Origin of the sequence: Micromonospora inositola (assembly GCF_900090285.1) — a bacterium.
Taxonomy (GTDB): domain Bacteria; phylum Actinomycetota; class Actinomycetes; order Mycobacteriales; family Micromonosporaceae; genus Micromonospora; species Micromonospora inositola.
This window is the reverse complement of the sequence record NZ_LT607754.1, coordinates 2,757,350-2,784,294: the sequence shown is the minus strand read 5'-3', so window position 1 is coordinate 2,784,294 and position 26,945 is coordinate 2,757,350. Positions and strand designations below refer to the sequence as shown.

At 72.3% G+C, this 26,945-nt stretch carries 21 protein-coding genes and 2 pseudogenes; 8 read left to right on the top strand and 15 right to left on the bottom strand.

The window, feature by feature from the left end; translation table 11 throughout:
• Positions 1 to 160: 160 nt before the first annotated feature.
• The gene (locus tag GA0070613_RS13395; protein ID WP_089012602.1) at positions 161 to 565 is read right to left on the bottom strand and encodes a cobalamin B12-binding domain-containing protein; all 405 of its coding nucleotides are present in this window, start codon (positions 563 to 565) and stop codon (positions 161 to 163) included.
• 387 nt (positions 566 to 952) lie between these two features.
• Between GA0070613_RS13395 and GA0070613_RS13390 the strand changes: the two genes are divergently transcribed.
• Positions 953 to 1,663 carry a M23 family metallopeptidase gene (locus GA0070613_RS13390; protein WP_089012601.1) on the top strand — a complete coding sequence of 237 codons (711 nt, stop codon included), beginning with the start codon at positions 953 to 955 and terminating at the stop codon, positions 1,661 to 1,663.
• 261 nt (positions 1,664 to 1,924) lie between these two features.
• A complete protein-coding gene (locus GA0070613_RS13385) occupies positions 1,925 to 2,692 on the top strand; it encodes a M23 family metallopeptidase (protein WP_089012600.1) in 768 nt (255 codons plus the stop codon).
• Positions 2,693 to 3,011: 319 nt separating this feature from the next.
• Here the strand turns inward: GA0070613_RS13385 and GA0070613_RS34185 are convergent.
• A pseudogene (locus GA0070613_RS34185) lies at positions 3,012 to 3,173 on the bottom strand (aminoglycoside phosphotransferase family protein); the annotation flags it as partial.
• Positions 3,174 to 3,274: 101 nt separating this feature from the next.
• Positions 3,275 to 5,782 (bottom strand): DNA helicase PcrA, encoded by a 2,508-nt coding sequence (gene pcrA, locus GA0070613_RS13375; RefSeq protein WP_089012598.1) that lies wholly within the window; start codon positions 5,780 to 5,782, stop codon positions 3,275 to 3,277.
• Positions 5,783 to 6,097: 315 nt separating this feature from the next.
• Here pcrA and GA0070613_RS13370 point away from each other — a divergent pair, with 315 nt between their 5' ends.
• On the top strand, positions 6,098 to 6,448 hold the full coding sequence (locus GA0070613_RS13370) for a chorismate mutase (protein ID WP_089012597.1): 351 nt from the start codon (positions 6,098 to 6,100) through the stop codon (positions 6,446 to 6,448).
• 98 nt (positions 6,449 to 6,546) lie between these two features.
• On the opposite strand, the gene GA0070613_RS13365 is transcribed toward GA0070613_RS13370, so the two are convergent.
• The 5 genes from GA0070613_RS13365 to GA0070613_RS13345 form a co-directional block, all read right to left on the bottom strand.
• A complete protein-coding gene (locus GA0070613_RS13365; RefSeq protein WP_089012596.1) occupies positions 6,547 to 7,560 on the bottom strand; it encodes an ABC transporter ATP-binding protein in 1,014 nt (337 codons plus the stop codon).
• Complete coding sequence (locus GA0070613_RS13360; RefSeq protein ID WP_089012595.1) at positions 7,553 to 8,581, bottom strand: ABC transporter ATP-binding protein; 1,029 nt, start codon at positions 8,579 to 8,581, stop codon at positions 7,553 to 7,555. Before GA0070613_RS13360 ends, GA0070613_RS13365 begins: the two co-directional genes overlap by 8 nt.
• A gap of 26 nt (positions 8,582 to 8,607) precedes the next feature.
• On the bottom strand, positions 8,608 to 9,585 hold the full coding sequence (locus tag GA0070613_RS13355; protein ID WP_089012594.1) for an ABC transporter permease: 978 nt from the start codon (positions 9,583 to 9,585) through the stop codon (positions 8,608 to 8,610).
• Positions 9,578 to 10,504: an ABC transporter permease gene (locus GA0070613_RS13350; protein WP_089012593.1), complete on the bottom strand. Its 927-nt coding sequence runs from the start codon at positions 10,502 to 10,504 to the stop codon at positions 9,578 to 9,580. The genes GA0070613_RS13355 and GA0070613_RS13350 overlap by 8 nt, the downstream gene beginning before the upstream one ends.
• 147 nt (positions 10,505 to 10,651) lie before the next feature.
• Positions 10,652 to 12,298 carry a peptide ABC transporter substrate-binding protein gene (locus tag GA0070613_RS13345; RefSeq protein WP_089012592.1) on the bottom strand — a complete coding sequence of 549 codons (1,647 nt, stop codon included), beginning with the start codon at positions 12,296 to 12,298 and terminating at the stop codon, positions 10,652 to 10,654.
• Positions 12,299 to 12,727: 429 nt separating this feature from the next.
• On the opposite strand from GA0070613_RS13345, the gene GA0070613_RS33950 reads away from it, so the two are divergent.
• Positions 12,728 to 13,462 (top strand): PIG-L deacetylase family protein, encoded by a 735-nt coding sequence (locus GA0070613_RS33950; protein ID WP_269459039.1) that lies wholly within the window; start codon positions 12,728 to 12,730, stop codon positions 13,460 to 13,462.
• Positions 13,463 to 13,549: 87 nt separating this feature from the next.
• Here the strand turns inward: GA0070613_RS33950 and GA0070613_RS13335 are convergent, their stop codons facing one another.
• Positions 13,550 to 14,230 (bottom strand): response regulator, encoded by a 681-nt coding sequence (locus GA0070613_RS13335; RefSeq protein WP_089012591.1) that lies wholly within the window; start codon positions 14,228 to 14,230, stop codon positions 13,550 to 13,552.
• A gap of 2 nt (positions 14,231 to 14,232) precedes the next feature.
• On the bottom strand, positions 14,233 to 15,501 hold the full coding sequence (locus tag GA0070613_RS13330; protein ID WP_089012590.1) for an ATP-binding protein: 1,269 nt from the start codon (positions 15,499 to 15,501) through the stop codon (positions 14,233 to 14,235).
• Positions 15,502 to 15,663: 162 nt separating this feature from the next.
• On the opposite strand from GA0070613_RS13330, the gene GA0070613_RS13325 reads away from it, so the two are divergent.
• From GA0070613_RS13325 to GA0070613_RS13315, 3 genes and pseudogenes are all read left to right on the top strand, one after another.
• The gene (locus GA0070613_RS13325) at positions 15,664 to 17,517 is read left to right on the top strand and encodes a PspC domain-containing protein (RefSeq protein WP_089012589.1); all 1,854 of its coding nucleotides are present in this window, start codon (positions 15,664 to 15,666) and stop codon (positions 17,515 to 17,517) included.
• Positions 17,514 to 17,771 (top strand): annotated as a pseudogene (locus GA0070613_RS13320) (hypothetical protein); the annotation flags it as partial. The gene GA0070613_RS13325 and the pseudogene GA0070613_RS13320, both read left to right, overlap by 4 nt.
• Before the next feature lie 584 nt (positions 17,772 to 18,355).
• Positions 18,356 to 19,603 (top strand): phosphatidylserine decarboxylase, encoded by a 1,248-nt coding sequence (locus GA0070613_RS13315; RefSeq protein ID WP_089012588.1) that lies wholly within the window; start codon positions 18,356 to 18,358, stop codon positions 19,601 to 19,603.
• A gap of 58 nt (positions 19,604 to 19,661) precedes the next feature.
• Here GA0070613_RS13315 and GA0070613_RS13310 read toward each other — a convergent pair whose 3' ends face one another.
• From GA0070613_RS13310 to GA0070613_RS13300, 3 genes are all read right to left on the bottom strand, one after another.
• Positions 19,662 to 20,576, bottom strand: coding sequence for a CDP-alcohol phosphatidyltransferase family protein (locus GA0070613_RS13310; protein ID WP_089012587.1), 915 nt, complete (start codon positions 20,574 to 20,576; stop codon positions 19,662 to 19,664).
• A 347-nt stretch (positions 20,577 to 20,923) separates the two neighbouring features.
• On the bottom strand, positions 20,924 to 21,823 hold the full coding sequence (locus tag GA0070613_RS13305; protein WP_089012586.1) for an NUDIX domain-containing protein: 900 nt from the start codon (positions 21,821 to 21,823) through the stop codon (positions 20,924 to 20,926).
• 130 nt (positions 21,824 to 21,953) lie between these two features.
• The gene (locus tag GA0070613_RS13300) at positions 21,954 to 22,901 is read right to left on the bottom strand and encodes an NUDIX hydrolase (RefSeq protein ID WP_089012585.1); all 948 of its coding nucleotides are present in this window, start codon (positions 22,899 to 22,901) and stop codon (positions 21,954 to 21,956) included.
• A 144-nt stretch (positions 22,902 to 23,045) separates the two neighbouring features.
• Here GA0070613_RS13300 and GA0070613_RS13295 point away from each other — a divergent pair, with 144 nt between their 5' ends.
• The gene (locus tag GA0070613_RS13295) at positions 23,046 to 23,459 is read left to right on the top strand and encodes a PspC domain-containing protein (protein WP_089012584.1); all 414 of its coding nucleotides are present in this window, start codon (positions 23,046 to 23,048) and stop codon (positions 23,457 to 23,459) included.
• Between the two features lie 7 nt (positions 23,460 to 23,466).
• Here GA0070613_RS13295 and guaA read toward each other — a convergent pair whose 3' ends face one another.
• The gene (gene guaA, locus GA0070613_RS13290; RefSeq protein WP_089012583.1) at positions 23,467 to 25,020 is read right to left on the bottom strand and encodes a glutamine-hydrolyzing GMP synthase; all 1,554 of its coding nucleotides are present in this window, start codon (positions 25,018 to 25,020) and stop codon (positions 23,467 to 23,469) included.
• 86 nt (positions 25,021 to 25,106) lie between these two features.
• Positions 25,107 to 26,804, bottom strand: a complete 1,698-nt coding sequence (locus GA0070613_RS13285; protein ID WP_089012582.1) for an FAD-dependent oxidoreductase — start codon at positions 26,802 to 26,804, stop codon at positions 25,107 to 25,109.
• Between the last annotated feature and the right edge of the window lie 141 nt (positions 26,805 to 26,945).

The window sequence follows — 26,945 nt, the reverse complement described above, 5'->3', positions numbered from 1 at the left end:
ATGACGGGAGACGGCCGATGCCCTGTCGGTCGAGGGGTGGCGGCGGGGCATCGTGCATAGAAGGGCCGGACGTGTGAGGGGTGCGTCCGGCCCTTCCCCCTGTCCGCGCTCCGGTCATTCCCGCCCCGCGACGACGCCGCCGTCGAACGCCCCGTTTCGGTCAGGCGACCGGCTGGGCGACGTTCTGCCGGACCCATTCGACGATGGACTGGGTGGTGGCGCCCGGCGTGAAGATCTTGGCCACGCCCAGCCGCTCCAGCTCCGGGATGTCGGCGTCCGGGATGATGCCGCCACCGAAGACCACGATGTCGCGAGCGTCCCGCGCGGCGAGCAGCTCCAGTACCCGCTTGAAGAGGGTCATGTGCGCCCCGGAGAGCACGGAGAGGCCGACCGCGTCGGCGTCCTCCTGGATCGCGGTCTCCACGATCTGCTCCGGGGTCTGGTGCAGGCCGGTGTAGATGACCTCCATGCCGGCGTCCCGCAGGGCGCGCGCGACGACCTTCGCGCCTCGGTCGTGGCCGTCCAGGCCGGGCTTCGCGACGACGACCCGGATACGAGAGCTCATCAGCGCACACCTTTCACCGGCTCCGCGGCTATTCACCTGAACGAACGGTAACCCGGCCGCCCCGGGGCCGGGAACCCGGGCTGCACCCATAGCCTCGCACCGCACCGGCCGGAAGTCGGACGCCTCCGCCGAACGGTCACTGTGCGCGACGAACGGGTGGTCAACGGGCCGTCCATCCGGCGGCGCGAGCTATGACATCAACGGACGGAAAGGGACAGAACGAAACACCAATTCGGCGCTTCGGCTTGTGACTGGAGTGGCAGTTGGCTAACGTGGCCACGGTTGTCATCAGGTCCACGGACGGGTGACGACGCGGCCAGCCGACGTTCATCCGAGCTTCACGGGCGCCGGCCGACCGCATCGGAACCCCGACAACGGAGGGTGTGCGTGCGCCAGCGCCTGTCGTCTGAGCCCGATAGATATCGCGGCCGCCGCCGCGTACCCACCCCCCCGCGGAGCCGCTACGCCGCGGTCGTCACCACCGCCTTCGTCGGGGCCGGCATCGTCGCCCTCGGCGCGAACGCCCTCCCCGACGCCAAGAGCGTCAGCCCGTCGGTCCTCGACGAGCTCAAGCAGGCCTCGATCACCAGCCAGGACGCGGCGGCCCGTACCGACGCCGCCGACCGCGCCACCCGGGACAGCCGGGTCGCCAAGGCCGGGGCCGAGCAGGACGTCTGGCTGCTCCCCCTGCAGGGCTACGACTTCAACTCGCCCTACGGCATGCGCTGGGGCAAGCTGCACACCGGCGTCGACCTGGTCGCCCCCGAGGGCACCCCGTACGTCGCGATCCACGCCGGCACCGTCACCAAGGCCGGCTGGTTCGGCGGCTACGGCTACGCGGTGATCGTCCAGCACCCGGACGGCAGCGAGGCCATCTACGGCCACTCCTCAGCGGTGAGCGTGCAGGAGGGCCAGCAGGTCAAGGCCGGCGACCAGCTCGGCCTGGTCGGCAACACGGGGCACTCCTACGGCTCGCACCTGCACCTGGAGATCCATGTCAACGGGCAGCCACTGGACCCGGTGCCGTGGCTCGAGGACCGCGGAGTGGACATCAAGAACCAAATCGAGGCAATCTACAGCGAGGTAGCCGCGTCCTGACGCTGGGTATCGCCCGTTCACCGCCCGGATCACTCGATCCGGGCGGTTTTCGTTGGCCCGAAGTCTGCCGGGTCACAGGCTCAACTGTGAGCGGAGACACAGCAGAACATGATCCTTTTCCGGGTCAGAACCCCCGTGCGGGACGAAACCGGGCGGGTGCCGCCACCAGCCCTCGGCCGCCCTCCGGAGCCCCTACCCGGCACCGACCGGGCCGACACCAGTATTTCGAGGTCAAGTGCCCCTCGACTGTGAAGGTCCGCCGTGCAGGAAGACAGCTCCGTCCAGAACGAGAACACGCAGGACATCCCCCGGCACCGGGCGCCCAAGCGGACGGGTCGACGCACCACATACTTCCTGGTCGGCGCGGTGGCGCTGATCGGCCTCGGCCTCGGCGGCGTCTCCGTCGCCACCACCGACCACGGCACACCGACCCCCGCCGCCGTCGACTTCGACGCCCAGGCCCGCGCCGAGGCCGCCGCCCGCGCCGACCGCTCCGTGCGCGAGTCGACCGGCCCGGTCACCCCGTCCGCGACCCCGGCCAGCCCGTCGCCGAGCCCTTCGACGGCAAGCCCGAAGCCGACGAAGAACGCGGCCACCGCCAAGCCGAAGCCGACCGCCAAGCCGAAGCCCACCTGGGTGATCCCGATGAAGGGGGCCGAGATCACCTCCTGCTACGGGCAGCGGTGGGGCACCTTGCACGCCGGCATCGACTTCGCGATGCCCGCCGGCACCCCGATCCACGCCGCCGCCGCGGGCACGGTGGTCAAGGCCGGCGACGTCGGCGACGGGTACGGCAACTCCGTCTTCATCGACCACGGCAACGGCTACCTGACCCACTACGCCCACCAGAGCCGCATCGCGGTCAGTGTGGGCGAGAAGGTCAGCGCCGGCGAGGTGATCGGCTACGAGGGCGCCACCGGCGACGCCACCGGCCCGCACCTGCACTTCGAGGTGCACAAGGGCGCCATGTGGAACCAGATCGACCCGGCGCCGTTCCTGCGCGCCCGGGGCATCGACGTGGCCTGCTGACGGTCGGAACCGTCAGTTCCCGGGGTCGGGTCGCCGGAGCCGTGCCGGGTGATCCGTTACCGGCGGCATGAACAGTCGGCGGTTCTGTTTGGGCAAGGGCTTTCGGGCTGGCCGACGATCATTCCAGCGCGGCCTGCCATGCATCGCGGTGTTCGTCGAGGTACTTGGTTGTGGCCAGCCAGTACGGGCCGTCTTCGGTCCAGATCCTGGCCCATGGCTGGCGTTGCTGCTGGGCACCCTCGCGCAGCATGTCGTACATGGCTCTGGTGCGGCGGCCCAACATGGTGGCCAGAGCCAGTCTTGACACGTCACCAAGCCTGCCCAAGGGACGAGGGGCCGCGATGAACCCCACCGCATGCAGGTGCTCCAGCAGGGCGTCGACGGTGTCGGTCCACGGCCCGACGGGACGACGAACGGTGTCTCCGACGCGTACCACACCGGTCGTGACGTTCCCCGTCAACGTCTCTTCGTCGCTGCCCATCCCAAGATCATGGCAGAAGGCCCAGATGCGGTGACCTACACGGTCGCAGAGCAGGAGACCGGGCCCGGTCCGGCGGTTCGCCGGGCCGGGCCCGTTGTCGCTCAGAGCTTGTCGATCGGGGCGTGCCGCAGCACCAGCCACATGGTCTGGTCGCCGAAGTCGATCTGCGCCCGGGCGCCCGGACCGTGCCCCTCCACGGCGAGCACCCGGCCCAGGCCGTAGCGCTGGTGGTTGACCCGGTCGCCGGCCGCCACCTTCGGTACCTGGGGCAGCTCGCTGGCGGTGGCCAGTCGGCTGCCGTCCACGCCGAGCCGCTTCGCCAGTTGCGCCGCCTTCGGGGTGCCGCCGGTGAAGCCGCCCCGCCCGCCGGGCGCGCGGTCCGCCCGGCCGCCGACGCCGCCGCCCCCGCCGGCCCACGAGGTGTACGACCCCTCGGTGCGCTCCCACCGGACCAGATCCGGCGGCAGCTCCTCCAGGAACCGCGACGGCGGATTGTAGGCCGGCTGCCCCCACGCTGAGCGGGTGACCGTACGGGACAGGTAGAGCCGCTGCCGGGCCCGGGTGATGCCCACGTACGCGAGCCGGCGCTCCTCCTCCAGCTCCTGGGTGTCGCCGAGCGACCGCAGGTGCGGGAAGACACCGTCCTCCAGGCCGGTCAGGAAGACCACCGGGAACTCCAGGCCCTTCGCGGTGTGCAGGGTCATCAGGGTGACCACGCCCTGATGGTCCGGGTCGTCGGAGGGGATCTGGTCGGCGTCGGCGACCAGCGCCACCTGCTCCAGGAAGCCGGCCAGGGTGGCCCGCTCCCCCTCCTCGCCCAGCGCCTCGATCCGCTCGGTGTACTCCCGGGCGACGCTGACCAGCTCCTGGAGGTTGTCCACCCGGCCGGCGTCCTGCGGGTCGAGGCTCTCCTCCAGCTCGGTCAGGTAGCCCGAGCGGGTCAGCAGCGCCTCCAGCACCTCCTCCGGGGTGCCGGTCTCGGCCAGCTCCCGGGCGCCGTCGAGCAGCGCGACGAAGTCGGCGATGCCGTTGGCGGCCCGGGTGGAGATGCCCGGCGCGTCCTTGGCCCGGCGCAGCGCCGCCCCGAAGGAGATCCGGTCCCGGCTGGAGAGCGCCTCCACGCACGCCTCGGCCCGGTCGCCGATGCCCCGCCGGGGGGTGTTGAGGATCCGGCGCAGGCTGACCGTGTCATCGTCGTTGACCACCGCGCGCAGGTAGGCCAGCGCGTCGCGGACCTCCTTGCGCTCGTAGAAGCGCACCCCGCCGACCACCTTGTACGGCAGGCCGACCCGGATGAACACCTCCTCGAAGACCCGGGACTGGGCGTTGGTGCGGTAGAAGACCGCGACGTCGCCGGGGCGGGTCTCGCCGCCGTCGACCAGCCGGTCGATCTCCCGGGCCACCCAGTCCGCCTCGGCGTGCTCGGTGTCCGCGACGTACGCCACGATCTGCTCGCCGGGCCCGGCGTCGCTCCAGAGCCGCTTGGGCTTGCGGGAGGTGTTCCGGTCGATCACCGCGTTGGCGGCGTTGAGGATGGTCTGGGTCGAGCGGTAGTTCTGCTCCAGCAGGATCGTCCGGGCGTCGGTGAAGTCCCGCTCGAACTCCAGGATGTTGCGGATGGTCGCGCCCCGGAACGCGTAGATCGACTGGTCGGCGTCGCCGACCACGCAGAGCTCGGCCGGCTCGACCCCCTCGGTGCCGGAGACCAGCTCCTTGATCAGCACGTACTGGGCGTGGTTGGTGTCCTGGTACTCGTCGACCAGGACGTGCCGGAACCGGCGTCGGTAGCTCTCCGCGACGTGCGGGTGCGACTGGAGCAGGTGCACCGTCGCCATGATCAGGTCGTCGAAGTCGAGCGCGTGCGCCTCGCGCAGCCGACGCTGGTAGAGCGTGTACGCCTCGGCCAGCGCCCGCTCGTTGGGGCCCTTGGCCCGGGCGGCGAACGCCTCCGGGTCGACCAGCTCGTTCTTGAGGTTGGAGACCTGGGCGGCGAGCCCGCGCGCCGGGTAGCGCTTCGGGTCGAGGTCGAGCTCCCGGGCCACCATCTGCATCAGCCGGCGCGAGTCGTCCGCATCGTAGATCGAGAAGGTCGACTTCAGCCCGGCGTGCTCGTGCTCGGCGCGCAGGATCCGGACGCAGGCGGAGTGGAACGTCGACACCCACATCAGCCGGGCCCGCGGCCCGACCAGGGCGGCCACCCGCTCCTTCATCTCGCCGGCGGCCTTGTTGGTGAAGGTGATCGCGATGATCTCGCCCGGGTGCACGCCCCGCGCGGCGAGCAGGTACGCGATCCGGTTGGTCAGCACCCGGGTCTTGCCGGAGCCGGCGCCGGCCACGATCAGCAGGGGCGAACCGGCATGGGTGACGGCGTCGCGCTGCGGACCGTTCAGCCCGGCGAGGAGGGCCTGCGGATCCAGCCGGGCGGCCGACGGCTCCAGGTCGCGGCGCGGCGACAGACCGGCCTTCATTCGGTCCGAAGCGCCGCGTAGCGGCGCGGAGGCCGAATTGTGGCCGCCAGCCGCGCTGGAGTCGTCGTAGGACCCGGGCCGGTGCGGCGGGGTCGGCTCCGGCGCGGGCGGGGACGCGGGGATGTCGAAGAGAGGATGCATCGCACGGCGAGTCTATGCCGCCGGACGGACACTTCCCGCCCGCGCACGCCCGGGACGAGACGAAGCCGTCACCCGGGGCGGAATCGTGCCCCGTCCCACCTGTTGGCGGGAATCCTTGCGCGCCCCGGCCGAGAGTCGGCATACTCGACGACGTGTTCGGTCAGCGCTTCTACTTTTACTACGGCACCGGGAGTCCGGCAGCCGTAGGTCGCGCCTGATCACAAGACCTGCGAAAAGCCCCGGGCTCTCGGAGCCCGGGGCTTTTTCGTCCCGGGATCCGGGCACCGGGCCCGACACCCGAGGGGTACGACGACGATGACTGACGTGGCGGAACAGAGCGGCAGCCTGGCGAAGAACCACGACCGGGCCGACACGGGTCCCACGGCGGCCGCGACCGCCCGGACCGGCACCGGCGACTCGGCGGCCGCCGAGCGGATCGTGGCGATCCGGGAGCGGATCGACGAGATCGACCGGACCATCATCGCGCTGTGGCAGGAGCGGGCCGCCCTCTCCCAGGAGGTGGGGGCCACCCGGCTCGCCTCCGGCGGCACCCGCCTGGTGCTCTCCCGGGAGCGGGAGATCCTGGAGCGGTTCCGGCAGGCGCTGGGCGCGGACGGGACGCAGCTCGCGCTGCTGCTGCTCCGGGCCGGTCGCGGCCCGCTGTGAGGAGGGCGGTGCCGACCCGGCGGGCCGCCGCGGCCGGGCCCGGATACGACGAACCGCCCGCCGGCGTCGAGCTGACGCCGGCAGGCGGTCCGGAGCGATCACGCCTCGTGGGTGGCGACGATCTCCCGCTTCTCCGCGAAGTGGCAGGCGCTCGGGTGGTCCGTGCCCCGCCGGATCTGCAGCAGCGGCACCTCTCGGGCGCAGATGTCCTGCGCCTTCCAGCAGCGGGTGCGGAACCGGCAGCCCGAGGGCGGGCTGACCGGGGAGGGGACGTCACCGGTGAGCCGGATGATCGCCTTGTTCTCCCGCAGCGTCGGGTCCGGCACCGGCACCGCCGAGAGCAGCGCCTGGGTGTACGGGTGGGTCGGCCGCTCGTAGATCTCGTCCTCGGTGCCGACCTCCACCATCTTGCCCAGGTACATCACCGCGACCCGGTCGGAGAGGTGGCGCACGACCGACAGGTCGTGGGCGATGAAGACGTACGACAGGCCGAACTCGTTCTGGAGCTTCTCCAGCAGGTTCATCACCTGCGCCTGGATCGACACGTCAAGGGCCGAGACCGGCTCGTCGCAGACGATCACCTCGGGCCGCAGCGCCAGCGCCCGGGCGATGCCGATGCGCTGCCGCTGGCCGCCGGAGAACTGGTGCGGGTACCGGTTGATGTGCTCCGGGTTGAGGCCGACCAGGTCGAGCAGCTCCTTGACCTTGTTCCGGCGACTGCCCTTCGGGGCCACCTCGGGGTGGATCTCGAACGGCTCACCGATCAGGTCACCCACCGTCATCCGGGGGTTCAGCGAGGTGTACGGGTCCTGCATCACCAGCTGGATCTGCCGGCGCAGCCGCCGCAGCGCCCCGCCGGAGAGCTTGGAGATGTCCTGCCCCTTGTAGCGCACGCTGCCGGCGGTCGGCTTCTCCAGGTTCATCAGGACCCGGGCCAGCGTCGACTTGCCGCAGCCCGACTCGCCCACCACGCCCAGCGTCTCGCCGGCCTTCAGGTCGAAGGAGACGCCGTCGACCGCCTTGACCTGACCGATGGTCTTCTTGAACACCACCCCGCGGGTGACGGGGTAGTGCTTGACCAGGTCACGGACCTCGATGATGTTCTCAGTCACGGTTCACGAGCTCCTCGGCGAAGTGGCAGGCGCTGGCCCGAGCGCGGCCGATCTGCAGCAGCGGGGGCAGCTTCTCCCGGCACACCGGCTGCGCCATGGGGCAGCGCGGGTTGAACGGGCAGCCCGGCGGGATGTTCATCAGGTTCGGCGGCAGCCCCTTGATGGTGCGGAGCTCCTGCCCCTTCTCGTCCATCCGCGGAATCGAGTTGAGCAGGCCGAGGGTGTACGGGTGCGCCGGCTTGGCGTACAGGTCGTACACGTCGGCTTCCTCGACGATCCGGCCGGCGTACATGACCGCGATCCGGTCCGCGACGTCGGCGACCACGCCGAGGTCGTGGGTGATCAGGATCATGCCCATCTGCCGCTCCCGCTGGAGCTCGCCGAGCAGGTCCATGATCTGGGCCTGCACGGTCACGTCCAGCGCGGTGGTCGGCTCGTCCGCGATCAGCACCTCCGGGTCGAGCGCCAGCGACATCGCGATCATCGCGCGCTGCCGCATGCCACCGGAGAACTGGTGCGGGTAGTTGCTGTACCGGCCCTTGGCGTTCGGGATCTTGACCTGGTCGAGCATCTCGATCGCGCGCTTCTTGGCGTCCGCGCGGCTCAAACCGCGCCGGATGCGGAACTGCTCAGCGATCTGGAAACCGACGGTGAAGACCGGGTTCAACGCGGAGAGCGAGTCCTGGAAGATCATCGCGATGCCCTCGCCGCGGATGCGGCGGCGCGCCTCGGCGGACATCTTGAGCATGTCCTTGCCGTGGAAGCGGACCTGACCACCGGTGACGAAGCCCGGCGGGGTGTCCAGGATGCCCATGATGGTCTGCGCGGTGACGCTCTTGCCGGAGCCCGACTCGCCAAGCACGGCGAGGGTCTCCCCCGCGTTGACGTGGTACGTGACCCCATTGATGACCTTGGCGACGCCGTCCCTGGTGCGGAACTCCACCCGCAGGTCTTCGACCTCGAGCAGGCGGCCGGAGGGGCGACCGGAGCCACCAAAGCCCGGCGCGGACTGCTCGGACACGAGAATGTCGGACAACTCAGTCTCCCCTAGCGGAGTTTCGGATCGAGGGCCTCGCGGACCGCTTCACCGAGCGTCACGAAGCTGAGCACGGCGGCGACGAGGAACGCGGCGGGGAAGAACAGCAGGAAGGGCGAGACCCGGATGTAGTTCTGCGCCTCACTGATCATGATGCCCCACGACACGACCGGCGTCTTCAGGCCGATGCCCAGGAAGGACAGGGTGGCCTCGGCGCCGATGAAGGAGCCGACCATGATCGTCCCGTAGACCAGCAGCGGCGCCAGGCAGTTCGGCAGCAGGTGCTTGAGGATGATCCGGCCGCTGCCCGCGCCCAGCGCCCGGGCCGCCACGATGTAGTCGGCCTCCTTGGTGGCGAGCACCGACGAGCGCATCAGCCGCATCACGACCGGCCAGCTCAGCACGACCAACGACATGATCACCAGGCCCATGATCTGCCACTCGTTGTTGTCCGTGCCCGAGCCGTTGAACGTGGTCAGGATGACGATCGCGCCGAGCACGAAGGGCAGGCCGAAGAAGATGTCGGCGATCCGGGAGAGCACACCGTCGACCCAGCCGCCCTTGTAGCCGGCGATGATGCCCATGGTGCCACCGATCAGCAGCGTGCCGATGGTGGAGAGCAGGGCCACCACGATCGAGGCGCGGGCGCCGTAGATCGTCCGGGCGAACACGTCCCGGCCCTGCACGTCGTAGCCGAACCAAGCGTCGGCCGAGGGCTCCACCCGGCTGTGCGACAGCGCACCGTTCACGGCGTCGCCAGAGGTGAACAGGGACGGGAACGCCGCCATCACCACGAACAGGGCGATGAACACCGCCGAGATCCAGAACAGCGGCTTGCGGCGCAGGTCCAGCCAGGCGTCGGCGAGCAGGCCACGCGGCTTCTGCTGCTTCGCGCTGGCCGGCAGGCCGGCGTTGGTCGGGGCGCCGAACTCGGTCGGCTGCTCGGGGCGGGGGGTGCTGACGATCGAAGCGGCACTCGGGTCACTCATAGCGGATCCTCGGGTCCAGGGCGGCGTAGAGCAGGTCCACCAGCAGGTTCATCAGGAGATAGACGAGCACCAGGACCACCACGATGGAGACAACCGTAGCGCTCTCCTTGGTGACGATGGCCCGGAGGACCTGGCGGCCGATCCCGTTGATGCCGAAGATGCCCTCGGTGACGATCGCGCCACCCATCAGGGCGCCGAGGTCGGTGCCGAGCAGGGTGACGACCGGGATCAGCGAGTTACGCAGCAGGTGCACGCCCACCACCCGGCGCATGGGCAGCCCCTTGGCGATGGCGGTGCGGACGTAGTCGGCGCGGCGGTTCTCCGCGATGCTGGTCCGCGCCACCCGGGCGATGTACGCCATCGAGGCGCTGCCGAGCACGAAGCCCGGGACGATCAGCTCGGAGAAACGCATCTCGTTGGAGACCGTCGGGGTGACGATGCCCCACTTGACGCCGAAGAGCCACTGCAGCACGAAGCCGACCACGAAGACCGGCAGCGCGATCAGGAAGAGGGTGGAGACCAGGACCAGGTTGTCCAGGAAGCCGTTGCGTCGGAGACCGGTCAGCACGCCGGCGCCGAGACCGATGACGGCCTCGATGGCGAGCGCGACCACCGCCAGCTTCAGGGTGTTGGGGTACGACGTCACGATGATGTCGTTGATCGAACGACCGCTGAACGTGATGCCGAAGTCACCCTGGAAAAGGTTCTTCATGTAGCTGGCGTACTGCACCCAGATCGACTGGTCGAGATGGTACTTCTCGGTCATCATCGCTCGGAAGTTGGGCGGACAACCGCGGTCGCCGCACTTGCCGGCGAACGGGTCGCCCGGCACCGACCAGACGAGCCAGTAGATCAGGAACGTCGTGCCGATGAAGACCGGCACGAGTTGCAGCAGCCGTCTCAAGAGATAACGGCCCATGGGGTGGTCCTCCAGACAGGGGGCGCGCGTCGGACGGCCGACACGGGTGGTGACAACGTGCGAGGGGTTTGTTGTACACCCCTCGCGGAACGGCCCCGGGTCGGGCTCACCGGTAGGCGAGCCCGACCCGGGGTCAGACCGTTCGGATCAGAGCTCGACCGAGGTGATGTCGATCTCGCCGACGTTGCTCAGCTCCATCTTCTTGATCTTCTCCGAGTGGCCGGACTGCTGGCCCTGGAAGTAGATCGGCATCGACGGAACGTCCTGGTCGATGAGCTTGACGGCCTCAGCGAACTTCTTGTGCGACTCCTCGATGCTGGCGGCCGCGGAGGCCTCCTTGGCGAGGGCGTCGACCTGCGGGTTGCTGTACTTGCCGTCGTTCGAGGAGCCACCGGTCACGTAGAGCGGGTTGATCCAGTTCTCCACGTCCGGGTAGTCCTGCTGCCAGCCGGCCCGGTAGGCACCGGTCATCTTGTGGGCGTTGATGTTCGCCCGGAAGACCGCGAAGGTCGGCACACCGACGGCGACGGCGTCGATACCCAGGTTGGTCTTGATCTGCTGGGCGACGGCCTCCATCCACGCCTTGTGGCTGGCGTCCGCGTTGTACGACAGGGTCAGCTTGCCCTGGAAGCCACCGGCCTCGTTGAGGAGCTTCTTGGCCTCGGTGACGTCGAACTTGCAGGCGGTGCAGTTGCCCGGCTCGGCACCCGGGGTCAGCGGGTTGGCCCAGCTGTCGGCCGGCTTGCGGTTACCGAAGAAGATCTTGTCGGTGATCTCCTGCCGGTTGATGGACATCGAGATCGCCCGACGCAGCTTCGGGTTCTGGAAGCGCTTGTCGTAGATCGGGAAGGCGATGATGCCCGTCGACGGGGTGGTGGAAGCGATGGCCCGGTCGCCCAGGTCCGACTTCCACTTGTCACCGGCCAGCGCGGAGACCGGGACCTGCTGCTGGAAGTCCAGGTTGTTGGAGACCAGGTCGTTGTAGGCCGCCGTGTCGTCCTGGTAGAGCTTGACGGTGACGTCCTTGATCTTCATCTTGTCGCGCAGGTTGTAGTCGTCGAAGCGGGTCAGCTTGATCTCGACGTCGTCCTGCCACGACACGAACTTGACCGGGCCGTTACCGACCGGCTTCTTGCCGAACTCTTCCGGCTTCTGCGTGAAGAACACGTCCGGCAGCGGCATGAAGGCGCTGTAGCCGAGCTTGGTCGGGAACACGGCGGTCGGCGCGGCGAGCGTGACCTCGAAGTTCCAGTCGTCGACGACCTTGAGGCCGGACATCTCCTTGGACTTCGGCTCCGGGGCCTTCTGCGGGCCCTCCGGGCCGTCCGGGTCCTCGGTGTAGACGTCCGAGAAGCCCTGGATGTCGGAGAAGAAGCTGGCGTTCTGCGCGCCGCTCGGGCCGTACGCCGCCCAGTTCCAGGCCTTGACGAAGTTCTCGGCCTTGACGGTGGTGCCGTCGTGGAACTTGGTGTTCTGCTTGATCTTGATCTTGAAGACCTTGGAGTCGGTCGTGTCGATCGACTCGGCCAGCGCGTTCTGCGGCGCGCCACCGTTGTTCGGGTACTCGACCAGGCCGGTCCACAACCAGTCGACGACCTTGCCGCCCTGGGTCTCGGTGGTGTTCGCCGGAACCAGGGGGTTCTCCGGCTGGCCGCCGTCGATGACGATCGCGCCGTCCTTGCTGGCGCCGGGGTCACCGCCGTTCCCGCTGTCGCCGCTGGAGCAGCCGGACGCGACGAGCGCGAACGCCGCGCCCACCGCGAGGGCGCCGCTCGCCCGCTTCGAGACTCTCATACCGAGGGGCCTCCTCTTTCTAACCTGGTTCCGTCGTGGGTTTCACGCACGTATGGGGGGTGACGCCGCCGGCGGCCCGAACCACAGGCCGACGGTTTACCGCAGAGGAAATCGGGACACCCCAGGGGTACCGATCCGCCGGGCTCCCCACCTTCGGAGGCGGCACCGCGCAGGGTCGACGGCCACGTTCCGCGACGATTAGACGGCGTCACGTGGTCGGCGGGCCCGACGGGGTGCCCCACACCGGGGGTGAGGTGCTGCCACTGTGACACCCACCGGCCCATTACGTGAAGGTGCCGTTATCAAGCCGTTAGTTGGCCGCCACGTTGCCGATACCTGAGAAAAGATCATTAAATACGCGAGTCGTACCGCGCTGAACAGGAAAGAGGCGGTCACACCGGGCGATGACGGCACGTACTCTCGGTCGCTGTGAGCTTCCCTGCCTCCGCTCCGGCGCTGCCCGACGTCCATCGGGCACTGGCCGTTTTTGCCCATCCGGATGATGTCGACTTCGCCTGTGCGGGCACCATCGCCAGCTGGGTGGAGGAGGGCATCGAGGTCGGGTACCTCATCGTGACCCGGGGCGACTCCGGCGGCTTCGACGACACACCGCGCGAGGAGATGCCCCGGCTGCGCGAACGGGAGCAGCGGGCCGCGGCCGCTGCGGTCGGCGTACGCCGGGTCGACTTCCTCGACGGCCACGCCGACGGGACGCTCACCCCCAGCCTCGCCCTGCGCGGGCAGGTCGCCGCGGCGATCCGGCGGTTCCGGCCGGACCGGGTGCTCACCAGCTCGCCGCTGCGCCGCTGGGAGCACCTCGCCGGCCCGAGCCACCCGGACCACCTGGCGGTCGGCGAGGCCACCACCTGCGCGGTCTACCCGGACGCGCGCAACCCCTTCGCCTTCCCGGAACTGCTGGCCGAGGGGCTGCAGCCGTGGGTGGTCCGGGAGATCTGGTACTTCGGCGGCCCCGCCCCGGACCACGCCGTGGACGTCACCCCGTACGTCGACCGGACGGTTGCTGCGATGCGGGCCCACCGCTCGCAGACCGCGCACCTCGACGTGGAGACCTGGGTACGCGACCGGCTCACCACAGTGGCCGACAACGCCGGGCTGCCCGCCGGCCGGCTGGCCGAGGCGTTCACCGTGCTCCGCACCGAGTGACCGGCGGCGGCCACCAACCGGCGAAGAGGAAAACCCGGCCGACGGAGACCGAGTCCTGGGCGGAAACGGTCAGGGTCCCTCACCCGCTCACACCAGTCGGCGGTCCGCCGCCCACCGGGACAGCTCATACCGGTTGGACATCTGGAGCTTGCGGAGCACGTTCGACACGTGCGTCTCGACCGTCTTGATCGAGATGAACAGCTCCTTGGCGATCTCCTTGTACGCGTACCCCCGGGCCAGCAGCCGGAGCACCTCGCGCTCCCGGTTGGTGAGCTGGTCCAGCTCCGGATCGGCCACCGGCGCGTCCGGCCGGGCCGCGAACGCGTCCAACACGAACCCGGCCAACCGCGGGCTGAACACCGCGTCGCCGTCGGCCACCCGCCGGATGGCGTCGGTCAGCTCGTCCGGCGAGATGGTCTTCGTGACGTACCCCCGGGCGCCGGCCCGGATCAGCCCGATCACGTCCTCGGCCGCGTCCGACACGCTCAGCGCGAGGAACTTCACCTGCGGGTGGGTACGCCGCATCGCGTCCAGCACCGCCCGGCCACCGCCATCCGGCATGTGCACGTCGAGCAGCACCACGTCGGGCTGGGTGGCGGCGATCCGGGTGACCGCCTCGGTCACCGTGCTCGCCTCGCCCACCACCTCCAGGTGGCCGCCGAGCTCGGCGCGTACGCCCGCCCGGAACATGGCGTGGTCGTCGACGAGGAACACCCGCAACCGCCCGTCCCGGGGCTGCGCCCCCTCGACCGGTCCGTGCTCGGCCATGGTCATCTGTCCCTTTCCGTCGCGGAGCCGGTGCCGGTGATCGGCAGGATCAGCCGCACCTCGGTCCCCTCCCCCGGCGCGGACCGGATCTCCGCCCGGCCACCGTGCCGCTTCATCCGTCCGATGATCGACCCTCGGACGCCGTGCCGGTGATCCTCCACGGTATCCGGGTCGAAGCCCTTGCCCCGGTCCCGCACGAAGACGCTGACCTGGTCCGGCTCCACCTCCGCGTAGAGCGAGACCGTCTGGACCCCGCCGTGCCGCGCGGCGTTCACCAGCGCCTCCCGGGCCGCGGCGACCAGCGCGCCGACCCGCTCGTCCGTCTCCCGGTCACCGACCACCACCGCCTCCACCGTGATGGCGAATGTGTCCTCCACCTCGGCGGCGGCCTGTTCCAGCGCCGCGGCGAAGCGCTCGGTCGGTGAGCCGGTCGGCTTGTAGAGCCAGTTCCGCAGCGACCGTTCCTGGCCCCGGGCCAGCCGCTGAACCGTCTTGACGTCGCTGGCGTTGCGCTGGATCAGGGCCAGGGTGTGCAGCACCTGGTCGTGCACCATCGCGGCCAACTCGGCGCGCTCCTGCTCGCGGATGCGCCCCTCCCGCTCCGAGCGGAGCTGGTTCCAGGTCCGCCAGAGCACGGGCGCGGCCACCACGCCGACCCCGGCCAGCCCGACCAGCGCGAAGATCACGCCGTTGATCACAGCGTCGAAGTTCTGCGCCGGCGAGTAGACCGCCGCCACGCCGATGATGCCGACCGCCACCAGCACGCCGCCGCCGACGAAACGGAGCACGAAGGCCCGCCGGTCGCTCTCGTCCACCACCGCGCCGAGCCACGGCACCGGCATCGACTCGCCCCACTGCCGACGACGCTCCGGGGCGGACTGGTGCCAGATCACCCCGGCGCCGACCGCGATGATCGCAACCAGCCAGCCGGCGGTGCCGGCCGCGCCCACCGAATCGAAGACCATCACCTGCGTCAGCAGCACGCCCAGCCCGATCGCGACGAACGGCAGGAGCTGGGCGAGGTCCCGGCGGGGCGGTACGGCGTCGCCGGGGCGCAGCGGGACCACCGCCCAGAAGGCCGCGTAGAGCAGCAGGCCCAGGCCGCTCAGCCCGAGCAGCACCATGAAGGCCACCCGGACCCGGACCACCGAGATGCCGAGGTGGTCCGCGATGCCGGCGGCCACCCCCGCGGCCAGCCGGTGTTCGGGGGCACGGTAGAGCCGCGGCGGGTGTGGGGTCACGGTGCTGCTGATCGGAGGCTCCCGGGTCATGGGACGAGGTACGGGCCGATTCCGGCGCCGCTCCGATCGTCACACGGCCGGACCGCCCCGGACCACGGGGACGCCCCCGACATTCGGCCGCCGCGGATCTCAGGGTGGCGTCAGGGTCGGGTCCGGAGGACGCTCGGGCGCCCGGGGCAGCAGGATCGGAGCATGACCGAGGACGCTGCCCGTCCGCCCCAGCCCGGGGCGGCACCACCGGACGGGCCACCGCCACCCCCGGCGCCGGCACCGGCGCCCACCACCCAGGCCGGTTCGGGCCCGGGCGCCCCGCCGGCCGGGGACGCCTTCGGCGACCCGTCGTGGTCGGCCGCCGGACCCGCCGCCCCACCGCCGGGCGCGTCGGCCGCCGGCGCCGAGCCGCTCGGCGACCCGCCGCCCGGGTACGCCCCGCCGCCCGGCGCCGCCGGCTTCACCTCCCGGTACGGGCTGGTCCGCCCCCGCGAGGGGCGCTACCTGGCCGGCGTCTGCGCGGCGATCGGCCGGGCCACGAACACCGACCCGGTGCTCTGGCGGGTGCTGCTCGCCGTGCTGGGCTTCTTCGGCGGCGTCGGCATCCTGATCTACGTCGCCGCCTGGCTGATCATCCCCGGCGAGGGGGACACCGCCTCCCCGGTGGAGTCGATGCTCGGCCGGGGCCGGTCCAGCATGTCGCCGGTGACCGTCATCGTGCTCAGCATCCTGGTCGCGGTCAGCTTCGGCTACATCGTCACCGACGCGTTCCGGGCCGTCCTGCTCGGCGCGGCCATCCTGATCGGCGGCGCGCTGCTCCTCAACCGGGAACACCGAGGGCCAGCGGCGCCGGGTGGCCCGTCCGGCCCGCCCGCGACACCGCCCGGGCCCGTGCCGCCGGTCAGCTGGCCGGCCCCCGGCCTCTTCACCCCGCCGGCCGGGACGCCCGCCACCGGCGCGCCCGCCTGGTCCGGGCAGCCGACGCCCGCCGGGTGGGAGACCACCGCGGCGGCCCAACCGGCGACGTCGGCCGCGCGGCCGGCCGGGGAACCGCTGGCATCGGAGCCCGGGACGGGCACCGCCGGGCTGCCCACCTGGCCGGAGGCCGGTCAGGCGAGCCAGCCGACGGGCTGGCCGGTGCGGGGGACCGGTGGGCCGGGGACGCCCGCCGGGGCGGCCACCAGCGGCCTCCCGGCCTGGTCGGCGGCCCACCCGACGACCGAGGCGTCCGGCTGGCCGGAACCGGGGACGGCGGCCTGGCCGCCCGCCCCGACGAGCGGAGGAGTCCCCGGTGGGATGCCGGCCGCCGTACCGCCGGTCAGCGCGCCGCTGCCGCCGACCGGCTACCGGGCGCCGTTCGCCCCCCGTGGCCCGTACGCCGGCCCGTACCCGCCGGTGCCGCCGCAGCCGCCGGCGCGGGCGCCCAAGCCGCCCAAGCGGCCGAAGGAACGCTCCCCGCTCGGCGCGGTGACGTTCTCGCTGATCTTCCTGGCGCTGGGCGTGGTCGCCGTGCTCGACCTGCTGGACGTCTTCCCGGTCGGCGCCGCCGGGTACTTCGCCGCGGCGCTGGCCACGATCGGGCTCGGGCTGCTGGTCGGCACCTGGTTCGGCCGGGCGCGCTGGTTGATCGCGCTCGGCCTGGTGACCGCGGCGGCGCTCGGCGTCGCCACCGTCGCCGAGTCCTATGACCGGGTACGCGGCATCGACGGCGACGTGACCTGGGCCCCGACGGACTATCGCGACCTGGCGACCCGGTACGAGAACAACTTCGGCGACGCCGTGCTCGACCTGCGCGGGGTCGACTTCGACAAGAAGGAGACGCAGATCATCGTGGCGATCAACTTCGGCGAGGCGACCGTGGTGGTGCCGCCGAACGTCGACGTCACCACGGTGGCCGACGTGAACGCCGGTGACGCGACCGTCTTCGGCCAGCGCTCCGGCGGGCTGGACGGCAACCTCCGGGAGAGCACCGACGTCGGCCCGGACGGCCCCGGCGGCGGCAAGCTGCGGCTGCTGATCCACGTCAACGCCGGCAACCTGGAGGTGACCCGGTGAAGGCCCACCGCACCGACCTCGTCTCGCTCGCGTTCGGGCTGGTCTTCCTGGCCCTCTCCGTCTGGTGGCTGCTGGCCCGGATCCTCGGGCTCACGGTCCCGCCGGTGGGGTGGTTCCTGGCCGGCGCGCTCGTCCTGATCGGGGTGCTGGGCCTGGCCGGCGCGCTGCGCTCCGGCCGACACGCCGACCGGGACGCCGCCGCGCCGACGGACGCCGAGGCGACCGTGTCGGCCCCCTACGACGGCGGCCCGGGGTTGACCCCACCGGCGGCGCCGGAGGCCGACGAGTGGAGCACCGACGCGGTCGGCGACGACGCGGTCGGGGCTGCGGAGGACCGGCCGGTCAGCGGAGGGGCGGGCGACCGGCGCTGGTCGCCGTCCGCGACGCCGGCGGACCCCGGGCCGCCCACCACCGGCGCGGACGCGGCCACCCGGGAGCAGCCCACCCTCGAGGTGGCACCGGCGACCCGGGAGCAGCCCACCGTCGACCTCGGACCGACGAGCCCCGGGCGGTCCACCGGCGGCGACGCACCGGCCATCCGCGAGCAGCGGACCGCCGGCGACGGCCCGGCAGCGGGGCCGGACGGCGAGGAGCGGTCACCGGGCTGAGCGCGGCGGTGCGGGTCTCCTCCGGCGGCGCATATGCTGGCTGGTGGAGATCTCGCCACCGCCGGCCGGCCCACGCCGTGGGGCCTCGGCCGCGGCCGGGCCGCCACGTCGCCGGGTTCCGCCCGGGTCCGGTGGTCCCGGTCGCCGAGCCTCGCCCCCGGCCCAGCCGACCAGGTCGCCGTGGCGGTCCCGCCGCTTTCCCGTCTCTACCCGTCAGGAGCCCGTCCGACATGACCCAGTCCCCCGCCGTGCGCACCTCCGGCGCGTCCGGTCCGGTCCGCATCGGCGAGCGCGCCGCCCGTACCCTCGTGACCGAGCTCGCCCGGCGCAACGACCCGAAGGCCGCCCTGCTGGTCGGCGCGGTTCCGGAGTCCCCGGTCCTGGCCGCGGCGATCGAGGCGCTGCTTCCCGGCGACCGGCTCACCGTCGTGCCGGCGGAGGGGGCCTCCGCCGCCGCGCTCCGCGAGCACGTGTCGGCCCAGGGCCGTTGGGTCGCCGACCGGGTACGCGTGATCGACACCCTCGCCGAGGCCGACGCCGCCGAGGTGGTCATCGCCGCCGAGCCGTGCACCGGCACCGCGGAAGAGGCTCGGATGGCGGTCGACGGGCTGTCGAAGTACCTGTCCGACGGCGCGGTGCTGAGCGTGGCCGCGCCGCTCTTCCGGACCGAGGGCGCCGGCACCGAGCTGGATCGGCAGGGCGTGCTGCACGGCATCCGCACCGACCTGGTGCTGCGCAACTCCCCGCCGGTCCGGGTGCACCACCTCCGCTTCACGCCGGCCAGCGCCGCCGTGGCCGCCCGACTGGCCCCGGCGTACCGGCCGTCGAGCGTGCCGCTGACCCGCAGCATGCACATCGACTCGAACGGCGTCGCCGCGGCCGGCATCAGCCTCGGGCTGGCGGCGCTGGCCCGGGTGACCCGGCCGAAGTCGAAGCTCTGGCTGCTGCCGGCGCTGGCCGCCGTCCCGGTGGCCGCGTTCTTCCGGGATCCGGAGCGGGACGTGCCGGAGGACCCGTCGGCCGTGGTCGCCGCCGCGGACGGTCAGGTCCTCTCGGTGCAGCGCCTGCACGACGAGCGCTTCGGCGACGGCGAGTGGCTGCGGGTGGCGGTCTTCCTCTCCGTGCTGGACGTGCACGTCAACCGCGCCCCGGTCGCCGGGAAGGTGGTCGACTACTTCGTCGCCGACGGCGGCTTCGTCAACGCCATGAAGCCGGACGCCGAGCACAACGTGGCGGCGTACACGGTGCTGGACACCGAGCACGGCACGGTGGTGGTCGCGCAGCGTACCGGCCTGATCGCCCGGCGGATCGTGCAGCGGGCGCCGGTCGGCGCCCTGCTGGCGAGGGGCGAGCGCTTCGGGCTGATCCGGTTCGGCTCGCGGACCGACGTCTACCTGCCGGCGGACGCCGCCGAGCCGCTGGTCGGCCCCGGCGACAAGGTGGTCGGCGGCTCGACCGTGATCGCCCGCTGGGTCTGAGACACGGAGACGCGAAAAGGGGCGCCGCGAGTGCGGCGCCCCTTTTCGATGGCTCGGATCAGGCGGTACGGCGCTGGTGCAGCCACAGCAGCGGGCCGCTGACCAGGTAACCCACCACCACCAGGGCGAAGGTCAGCCGGATGTCGACCAGGGCGCCGACCACCGGCGCCAGCCAGAGCCACGGCGGCAGCTTCACCAGCCGGGCCAGCTTCGCGTACGGGAAGCTGGAGACCATCGCGAAGGCCAGCAGGGCCACCCCGCCGACCAGCACCAGGCCGGAGACCGGCAGCCCGATGGCCACGGTCAGGGCCAGCACGGCCGCCGCCATGGTGGTCGGTACGCCACAGAAGAACCGGCCGTCCTTCGGCGAGACGTTGAACCGGGCGAGCCGGATCGCGGCGCAGGCCGCGACGAGGGCGCAGGCCACCGCGGCGGCGGCCGGCGGCACCGAGCCGGCCAGCGAGGCGTAGACCACCACCGGGGCGGCGAGGCCGAACGAGCACATGTCGGCCAGCGAGTCCATCTGGGCGCCGAAGGGGCTGGCCACGCCGAGCTTGCGGGCCAGCGCGCCGTCGAGGCCGTCGAACACGACGCAGGCGATCAGGCAGAGCGCCGCGACCCGGACCTCGCCCTGCATGGCCAGGAAGATGGCCAGCATGCCGAGCATCAGGCTGCTCAGGGTGCAGGCGTTGACCAGGGCGAACTTCATCCGCCGGGCGGCGGTGCGCTCACCCGGCAGGAGCGGGATCGACATCGCCGACGCGTCGTCGTCGACCGGCGAGGTTGGGGCGAGCGCCGGGCTGACCGGCATGATCGCCTCGACCTCGGTGCGGTCGAACCGGCCGTAGCGGCGGCGCTGCCGGTCGGCGTAGCGGTGGTCGGGTACGACCAGGTCGGTCCCGGCGACGGCACCCTCCCGGCGGCCCACCCTGACCAGCAGCACCTGGCGGGCGAACGTGCTGCTGCGGCGCAACCGGCCCGCCCAGCGACGCCCTGCGGGGCGCGGACTGTCAGTCGTACGACGCCGGCGCCATGGGGCTCTCGGCACGTTTCCTCCATCACCGGATCGGCTGACCGCCCACCAGGGGCGGCTGTCCGGCTGTCTCGTGCCGGACCTTGCTGGTCCGGCAGCCCGTTTTGCGGAGTACACCATTGCACAAGGGAAAGGGGCTTGGCGATAGCTGCCGGCGGCACTTATATCTCCCTTAAGCCGCGCGAACCGCTCTCTTATTCCCATCTCGGGCGTCATCGCCCGTTTCTCGCACCAACCCAACTACCGACTGTACCGGAGGAGGCCCGGGGCGGCTCGGCGAGCGGGTGCTACCTCCCCCGACGTCCGGTTGCCAGGACCGCCACGTCGGTCAGCCGCAGCTCGCTGATCTGCTCCGGAGCGAACCAGGCGGCGCGGGCGGTGGACCCGCCGGCGAGCTCGGTCACCATCGCCTCGGTCGGGGCGTCCACCCGCACGCGGTAGATCACCCGGACGCCGTGCCAGTCCAACGGCCGCCCCTCGGGGCCGAGCGCGGCCGGATTGTGCAGGTTGTCCACGGCCAGCAGGTCGACCACCCGGCCGAGCTGGCCGGCCTCCTCGACCAGCTCGCGGAGCAGTCCGGCGGCGGGCTGCTCGCCGTGGTCGGTGCCGCCGCCGGGCAGGTGCCACTTACCGGCGCCCGGGTACCCGTCGGCGATCATGGTGAGCAGCACCCGTCCCGCCGGGTCGGTGACCAGGCCGTACGCGGCGAAGCGCTGCCGCCGGTCGGTGGGCGCCGGCTCGAACGGCGCCCGGGCGGTCCGCGCGGGCAGCGGGGTGACCGGCAGGCCGAGCAGCTCGGCGGTGAACGGCAGCAGCGACAGGCCGGCCGCCTCGGCGGGGGTGAACCAGGCGGCCAGGTCGGTGGTCTGGTCGACCTCGTCCCGGAGCGTCCCTCCGGTCGGCGTGACGTCGAAGATGATCCGGTCGGTGTGCAGGGCGACCCCGAGGTCCGGGAACCGGGTCACGTCCGCCACGGCGTCCCGGAGCCCGGCCGCCTCGACGGCCAGCCCGGTCTCCTCGGCGAACTCCCGCACCACCGCCGCCTCGGGATGCTCGGCGTGGTCGAGCCCGCCCCCGGGCAGCTGCCACACCCCGGGAAAGTCCGCGGCGGCCGACCCCCGCACGAGCAGCACCCGCTCCCCGTCCCGGCACACCCCGTACGCCCCGATCCGCCGCCGCTGTTCCATCAGCCCCCGCTCTCCACTACCCGACCGGCCATCCCCGTCGATCATGAACCTATTGCCCACCGGCACGGCGTGTCGTGGCAACAACTTCATGATCACCGGGGCGGCCGGTGGGGAGGGGGTGCGGGTGGGGTTAGAGGAGTTGGGCGGCCTGGACGGCTTCGGCCGTCACCTCGGTGAGGCGGTCGGCGGGGAGGGCGGTCAGCTCCTCTCGGCGGAACCAGCGGGCCTCGCAGGTGGAGCCGCCGACGTCGGTCACGGTGGGCGGGGCAGGCTGGTCGACGACCACCCGGTAGAAGGCGCGCACCCCGTGCCAGTCGATCGGGTAGCCCTCGGGGCCGAGCGAGGCGGCGTCCCGGTGGCTGGCCACCCCGAGCAGCTCGACCAGGCGACCGGTCTGCCCGGTCTCCTCGACCAGCTCCCGGATCAGCGCCGCGCCCGGCTGCTCGCCGTAGTCGGTGCCGCCGCCCGGCAGGTGCCAGCAGCCGGCGCCCGGGTACCCGTCGGAGACCCGGGTGAGCAGCACCCGCTCCTCCGGGTCGGTGACCACGGCGTACGCGGCGAAGCGCTGCGCCCGGTGCAGCCCGTCCGGGCCGGGCACCGCGTAGAAGGAGGGGAACTCGGGGACCTCCTCGGGCACCACGTCGGCCGAGGAGGCGGGGAGCCCCAGGGCGCGCGCGGTGAACGACCGCAGCGGCAGCGCCCGGGCCTCGTCCAGGGTGACCCAGCGGGCCAGGTCGGTCGGGCGGTCCACCCGCTCGGTCAGCGTCCCGCCCCGCAGTGAGACCGTGTAGAGCAGCCGGTCGGTGTGCAGGGTGATGCCGCGCTCGGCCAGGGCCCGCATGTCGGCGAGCACGTCCGCCAGCCCGGAGACGGCGACCGAGAGCCCGGTCTCCGCCGCGGTCTCGCGGACGACGGTGTGCTTGGGGTCCTCACCGTGGTCGACCGCCCCTCCGGGCAGCGACCAGGTGCCGGGGGTGCCGGAGCGCTCCGATGCGCGGACCAGCAACACTCGACCGGCTTGATCAGCACAAACTGCGTATGCCGCGATCCTGCGGAGCGGCTCCAGCGAGGTGGTCACGGGAGGAAATTCTCCCCCTGCCGGGTTACCTCCATCGAAAAGAGTCAGATTCCTGACTCTTGGCTGGCGCCTCAGGGAGCGATCAGGGTAGGAGTCCGGGCGGTCACCGAGGTCGCCCGCCCGCCGGCGCGGGACCGTGGGTACATGACCTCCACGAGCACCCCTCAGGCCCCGTACAAGCAGCTCCGCAGACCCACCACCGACCGCATGGTGGCCGGCGTCGCCAGCGGCCTCGGCCGCTACCTCGCCGTCGACCCCACCCTCGTCCGGGTGGTCTTCGCCGTCGCCACCCTGCTCACCGGCGGCTTCGCCGCGCTGGCGTACCCGATCATGTGGTTCCTGATGCCGGAGGAGCCGGCCGGCGCGCCCGCCTGGCCGCACCCGGCGGGCGCCGCGCCGCGCGGCTGGCGGCCCGCCGGCCCCGCCCCGCAGGGCTGGCCGCAACCGGCGCCCGACCCGGCGGCCTGGCCGACCGCGACGGGCGGGCCGGCGACGCACCCGGCCGGCACGCCGGAGCCGACGCCCCGGCCGCAGCCTCAGCCGCCGACCGCCGGGTGAGCCGGCGTCACTCCCACTCGATGGTGCCCGGCGGCTTGCTGGTGACGTCCAGGACCACCCGGTTCACCTCGGCCACCTCGTTGGTGATCCGGGTGGAGATCCGGGCGACCACCTCGTAGGGCAGCCGGGACCAGTCGGCGGTCATCGCGTCCTCGCTGGAGACCGGGCGAAGCACCACGGGATGCCCGTAGCTGCGCCCGTCGCCCTGCACGCCGACGCTGCGCACGTCGGCCAGGAGCACCACCGGGAACTGCCAGACGCCCCGGTCCAGGCCGGCGGCGGTCAACTCCTCCCGGGCGATCAGGTCGGCCTTGCGGAGCAGGTCCAGCCGCTGCTTGTCGACCGCACCGATGATCCGGATGGCCAGGCCGGGGCCCGGGAACGGGTGCCGCCAGACCATCGCCTCGGGCAGGCCCAGCTCCAGGCCCAGCGCCCGGACCTCGTCCTTGAAGAGCGTGCGCAGCGGCTCGACCAGGGCGAACTTCAGGTCCTCCGGCAGGCCGCCGACGTTGTGGTGGCTCTTGATGTTGGCGGTGCCGGTGCCGCCGCCGGACTCCACCACGTCCGGGTAGAGGGTGCCCTGCACCAGGAACTCGACGTCGCCGTGGGAGGCGATCTCCCGGGCGGCGGCTTCGAAGACCCGGATGAACTCCCGGCCGATGATCTTGCGCTTCTGCTCCGGGTCGGTCACCCCGGCCAGCGCGCCGAGGAACCGCTCCTGCGCGTCGACCACCTTGAGCTTGATGCCGGTGGCGGCGACGTAGTCCTTCTCCACCTGCTCGGCCTCGCCCGCGCGGAGCAGACCGTGGTCGACGAAGACACAGGTCAGCTGGTCGCCGACGGCCTTGTGCACCAGCGCCGCGGCGACCGCGGAGTCGACACCGCCGGACAGGCCGCAGATGACCTCCTTGTCGCCCACCTGCTCCCGGATCCGGGCGACCTGCTCGTCGATGATGTTCTCGGGCGTCCAGGTCGGCTCGACACCGGCGATGTCGTACAGGAACCGGGTGAGCATCTCCTGGCCGTGCGCGGTGTGCCCGACCTCGGGATGGAACTGCACGCCGGCCCGGCGGCCGGCCAGGTCCTCGAACGCGGCGACCGGAGCGCCCGCCGACTCGGCGGTCACCGTGAAGCCCGCCGGGGCCTCGGTCACGCAGTCACCGTGGCTCATCCACACCGGCAGGTCGTCCGGCAGCTCGCGGAGCAGCACCCCGGTGTCGGCGCGGGCGCGCAGCGCGGTGCCGCCGTACTCGCGGTTGCCGGTCCGGGCGACCGTGCCGCCGAGCGCCTGGGCCATCGCCTGGAAGCCGTAGCAGATGCCGAACACCGGCACGTCGGCGGTGAACATGCCGGCGTCGATCTGCGGGGCGTCGGGGGCGTAGACGCTGGCCGGGCCGCCGGACAGGATGATCGCGGCCGGGTTCTTCGCCAGCATCTCGGCGACCGGCATCGAATGCGGGACGATCTCCGAGTAGACCTTCGCCTCCCGCACCCGGCGCGCGATGAGCTGGGCGTACTGGGCTCCGAAGTCCACCACGAGGACGGGGCGAGGCGTGCTCATGTGCAGAAAGCCTACCGACCGTCACCCCCGCGCCGGGCGCGGGCCAGCCGCTCCGCGCGGCGCGTCCCGCCCGGGTGTCGCCCAGGTCACCCGCGCAGGGCGGCGGGGGCGTGCGCCGGGACCGCCGGGTGGCGCGGACGGACCGGCGTCAACCGGCGGTACGCGGCACCGAGCGGCGGCCGCGGATCCTCCTCGCCCTTGTTGGGCCAGAACGACATCGCCCGTTCCGCCTGGGCGGTGATGGTCAGCGACGGGTTCACCCCGAGGTTCGCCGAGACCGCCGCGCCGTCCACCACGTGCAGCCCCGGGTGCCCGTGCACCCGGTGGTACGGGTCGATCACCCCGTCGGCCGGGGTGGCGCCGATCACCGCCCCGCCGAGGATGTGCGCCGTCATCGGGATGTTGAACGGCTCCGTCATCGCCCCGCCCGGCGTGCCGTCGATCTCCTCGGCCAGCAGCCGGACCGCGGCGTTGCCGGCCGGGATCCAGGTCGGGCTCGGCGCGCCGTGCCCCGGGCCGGAGACCAACCGGCGGCCGAACGGGCCGCGCCGCCAGCGGGTGGTGAGCGAGTTGTCCGCCGACTGCATCACCAGGGCGATCACCGTCCGCTCCGACCAGCCGCGGACCGACAGCATCCGGGCGGCCAGGCCGGGCTGCCGGACGATGCTGCCCAGCCAGCGCCGGACCCGGTGCGGCCCGCCGTCGACCAGCAGCGACTGGAGCAGCCCCATCGCGTTCGAGCCGCGGCCGTAGCGGACCGGCTCGATGTGGGTCTGCGGGTCGGGGTGGAACGAGCTGGTGATCGCCACCCCCTCGGTGAAGTCCAGCCGCCGCTCGCGGGCCCGCTGCCGGGGCACCGAGGCGCCGAGGATGGCCTCCGAGTTGGTCCGGGTCAGCTCGCCGAGGCGGGGCGACAGCCCCGGCAGCGCCCCGGTCGCCTTCATCTCGTGCAGCAGCCGCTGGGTGCCGAGCGCGCCGGCGGCGAATACCACCTGGTCGGCGTGGCTGACCTGGCGCCGCTTGCGCAGCCAGGCGCCGGTGCGCTCGGTGTGCACCTCGTAGCCCCCGCCGACGGCGGGGCGGACCGCGGTGACGGTGGTCAGCGGGTGGACCTGGGCGCCGAGCCGCTCGGCCAGCCAGAGGTAGTTCTTGACCAGGGTGTTCTTGGCGCCGTGCCGGCAGCCGGTCATGCACGAGCCGCAGTGCGTGCAGCCGGTCCGCTCCGGCCCGGCCCCGCCGAAGTACGGGTCGGGCACCCGCTCACCCGGTCGCCCGATGTGCACCCCGACCGGGGTGGCGTGGAAGGTCTGCCCGACCCCCATCCGCTCGGCCACCGCCCGCATCGCCCGGTCCGCGCCGGTGTGGATCGGGTACGTGGTCACCCCGAGCATCCGCTTGGCCTGGTCGTAGTGGCGGGCCAGTTCGTCACGCCAGTCGGTGATGTCCCGCCACTGCGGGTCGGCGTAGAACGCGTCGAGGGGCTCGTAGAGGGTGTTGGCGTAGACCAGCGAGCCGCCGCCCACGCCCGCGCCGGAGAGCACCATGACTCCCCCGCCGGCCTTCCGGTCGGCCGAGCGGAGCAGGGTGATCCGTTGCAGGCCGTAGCAGCCGAGCTTCGGCGCCCAGAGGAAGCGCCGGGCCCGCCAGGAGGTCTGCGGGAACTCGTCGTCGGCGAAGCGCCGCCCGGCCTCCAGCACGCCGACCGAGTAGCCCCGCTCCGCCAGCCGGAGCGCGGTGACGCTGCCGCCGAAGCCGGACCCGATGACGACCACGTCGTACCGCATGCACGCATCATTACCGACGGGTAGCCATCGCGCCAGCGGCAGATTTTCGGGATCATGCAGAGCGCTCGACCGACCCGGGCCCGCCGGCGGCAACCCGGGCCCCCGTCCGAGCGTCGTTTCCATACGGGGGAGGGGAAGCCT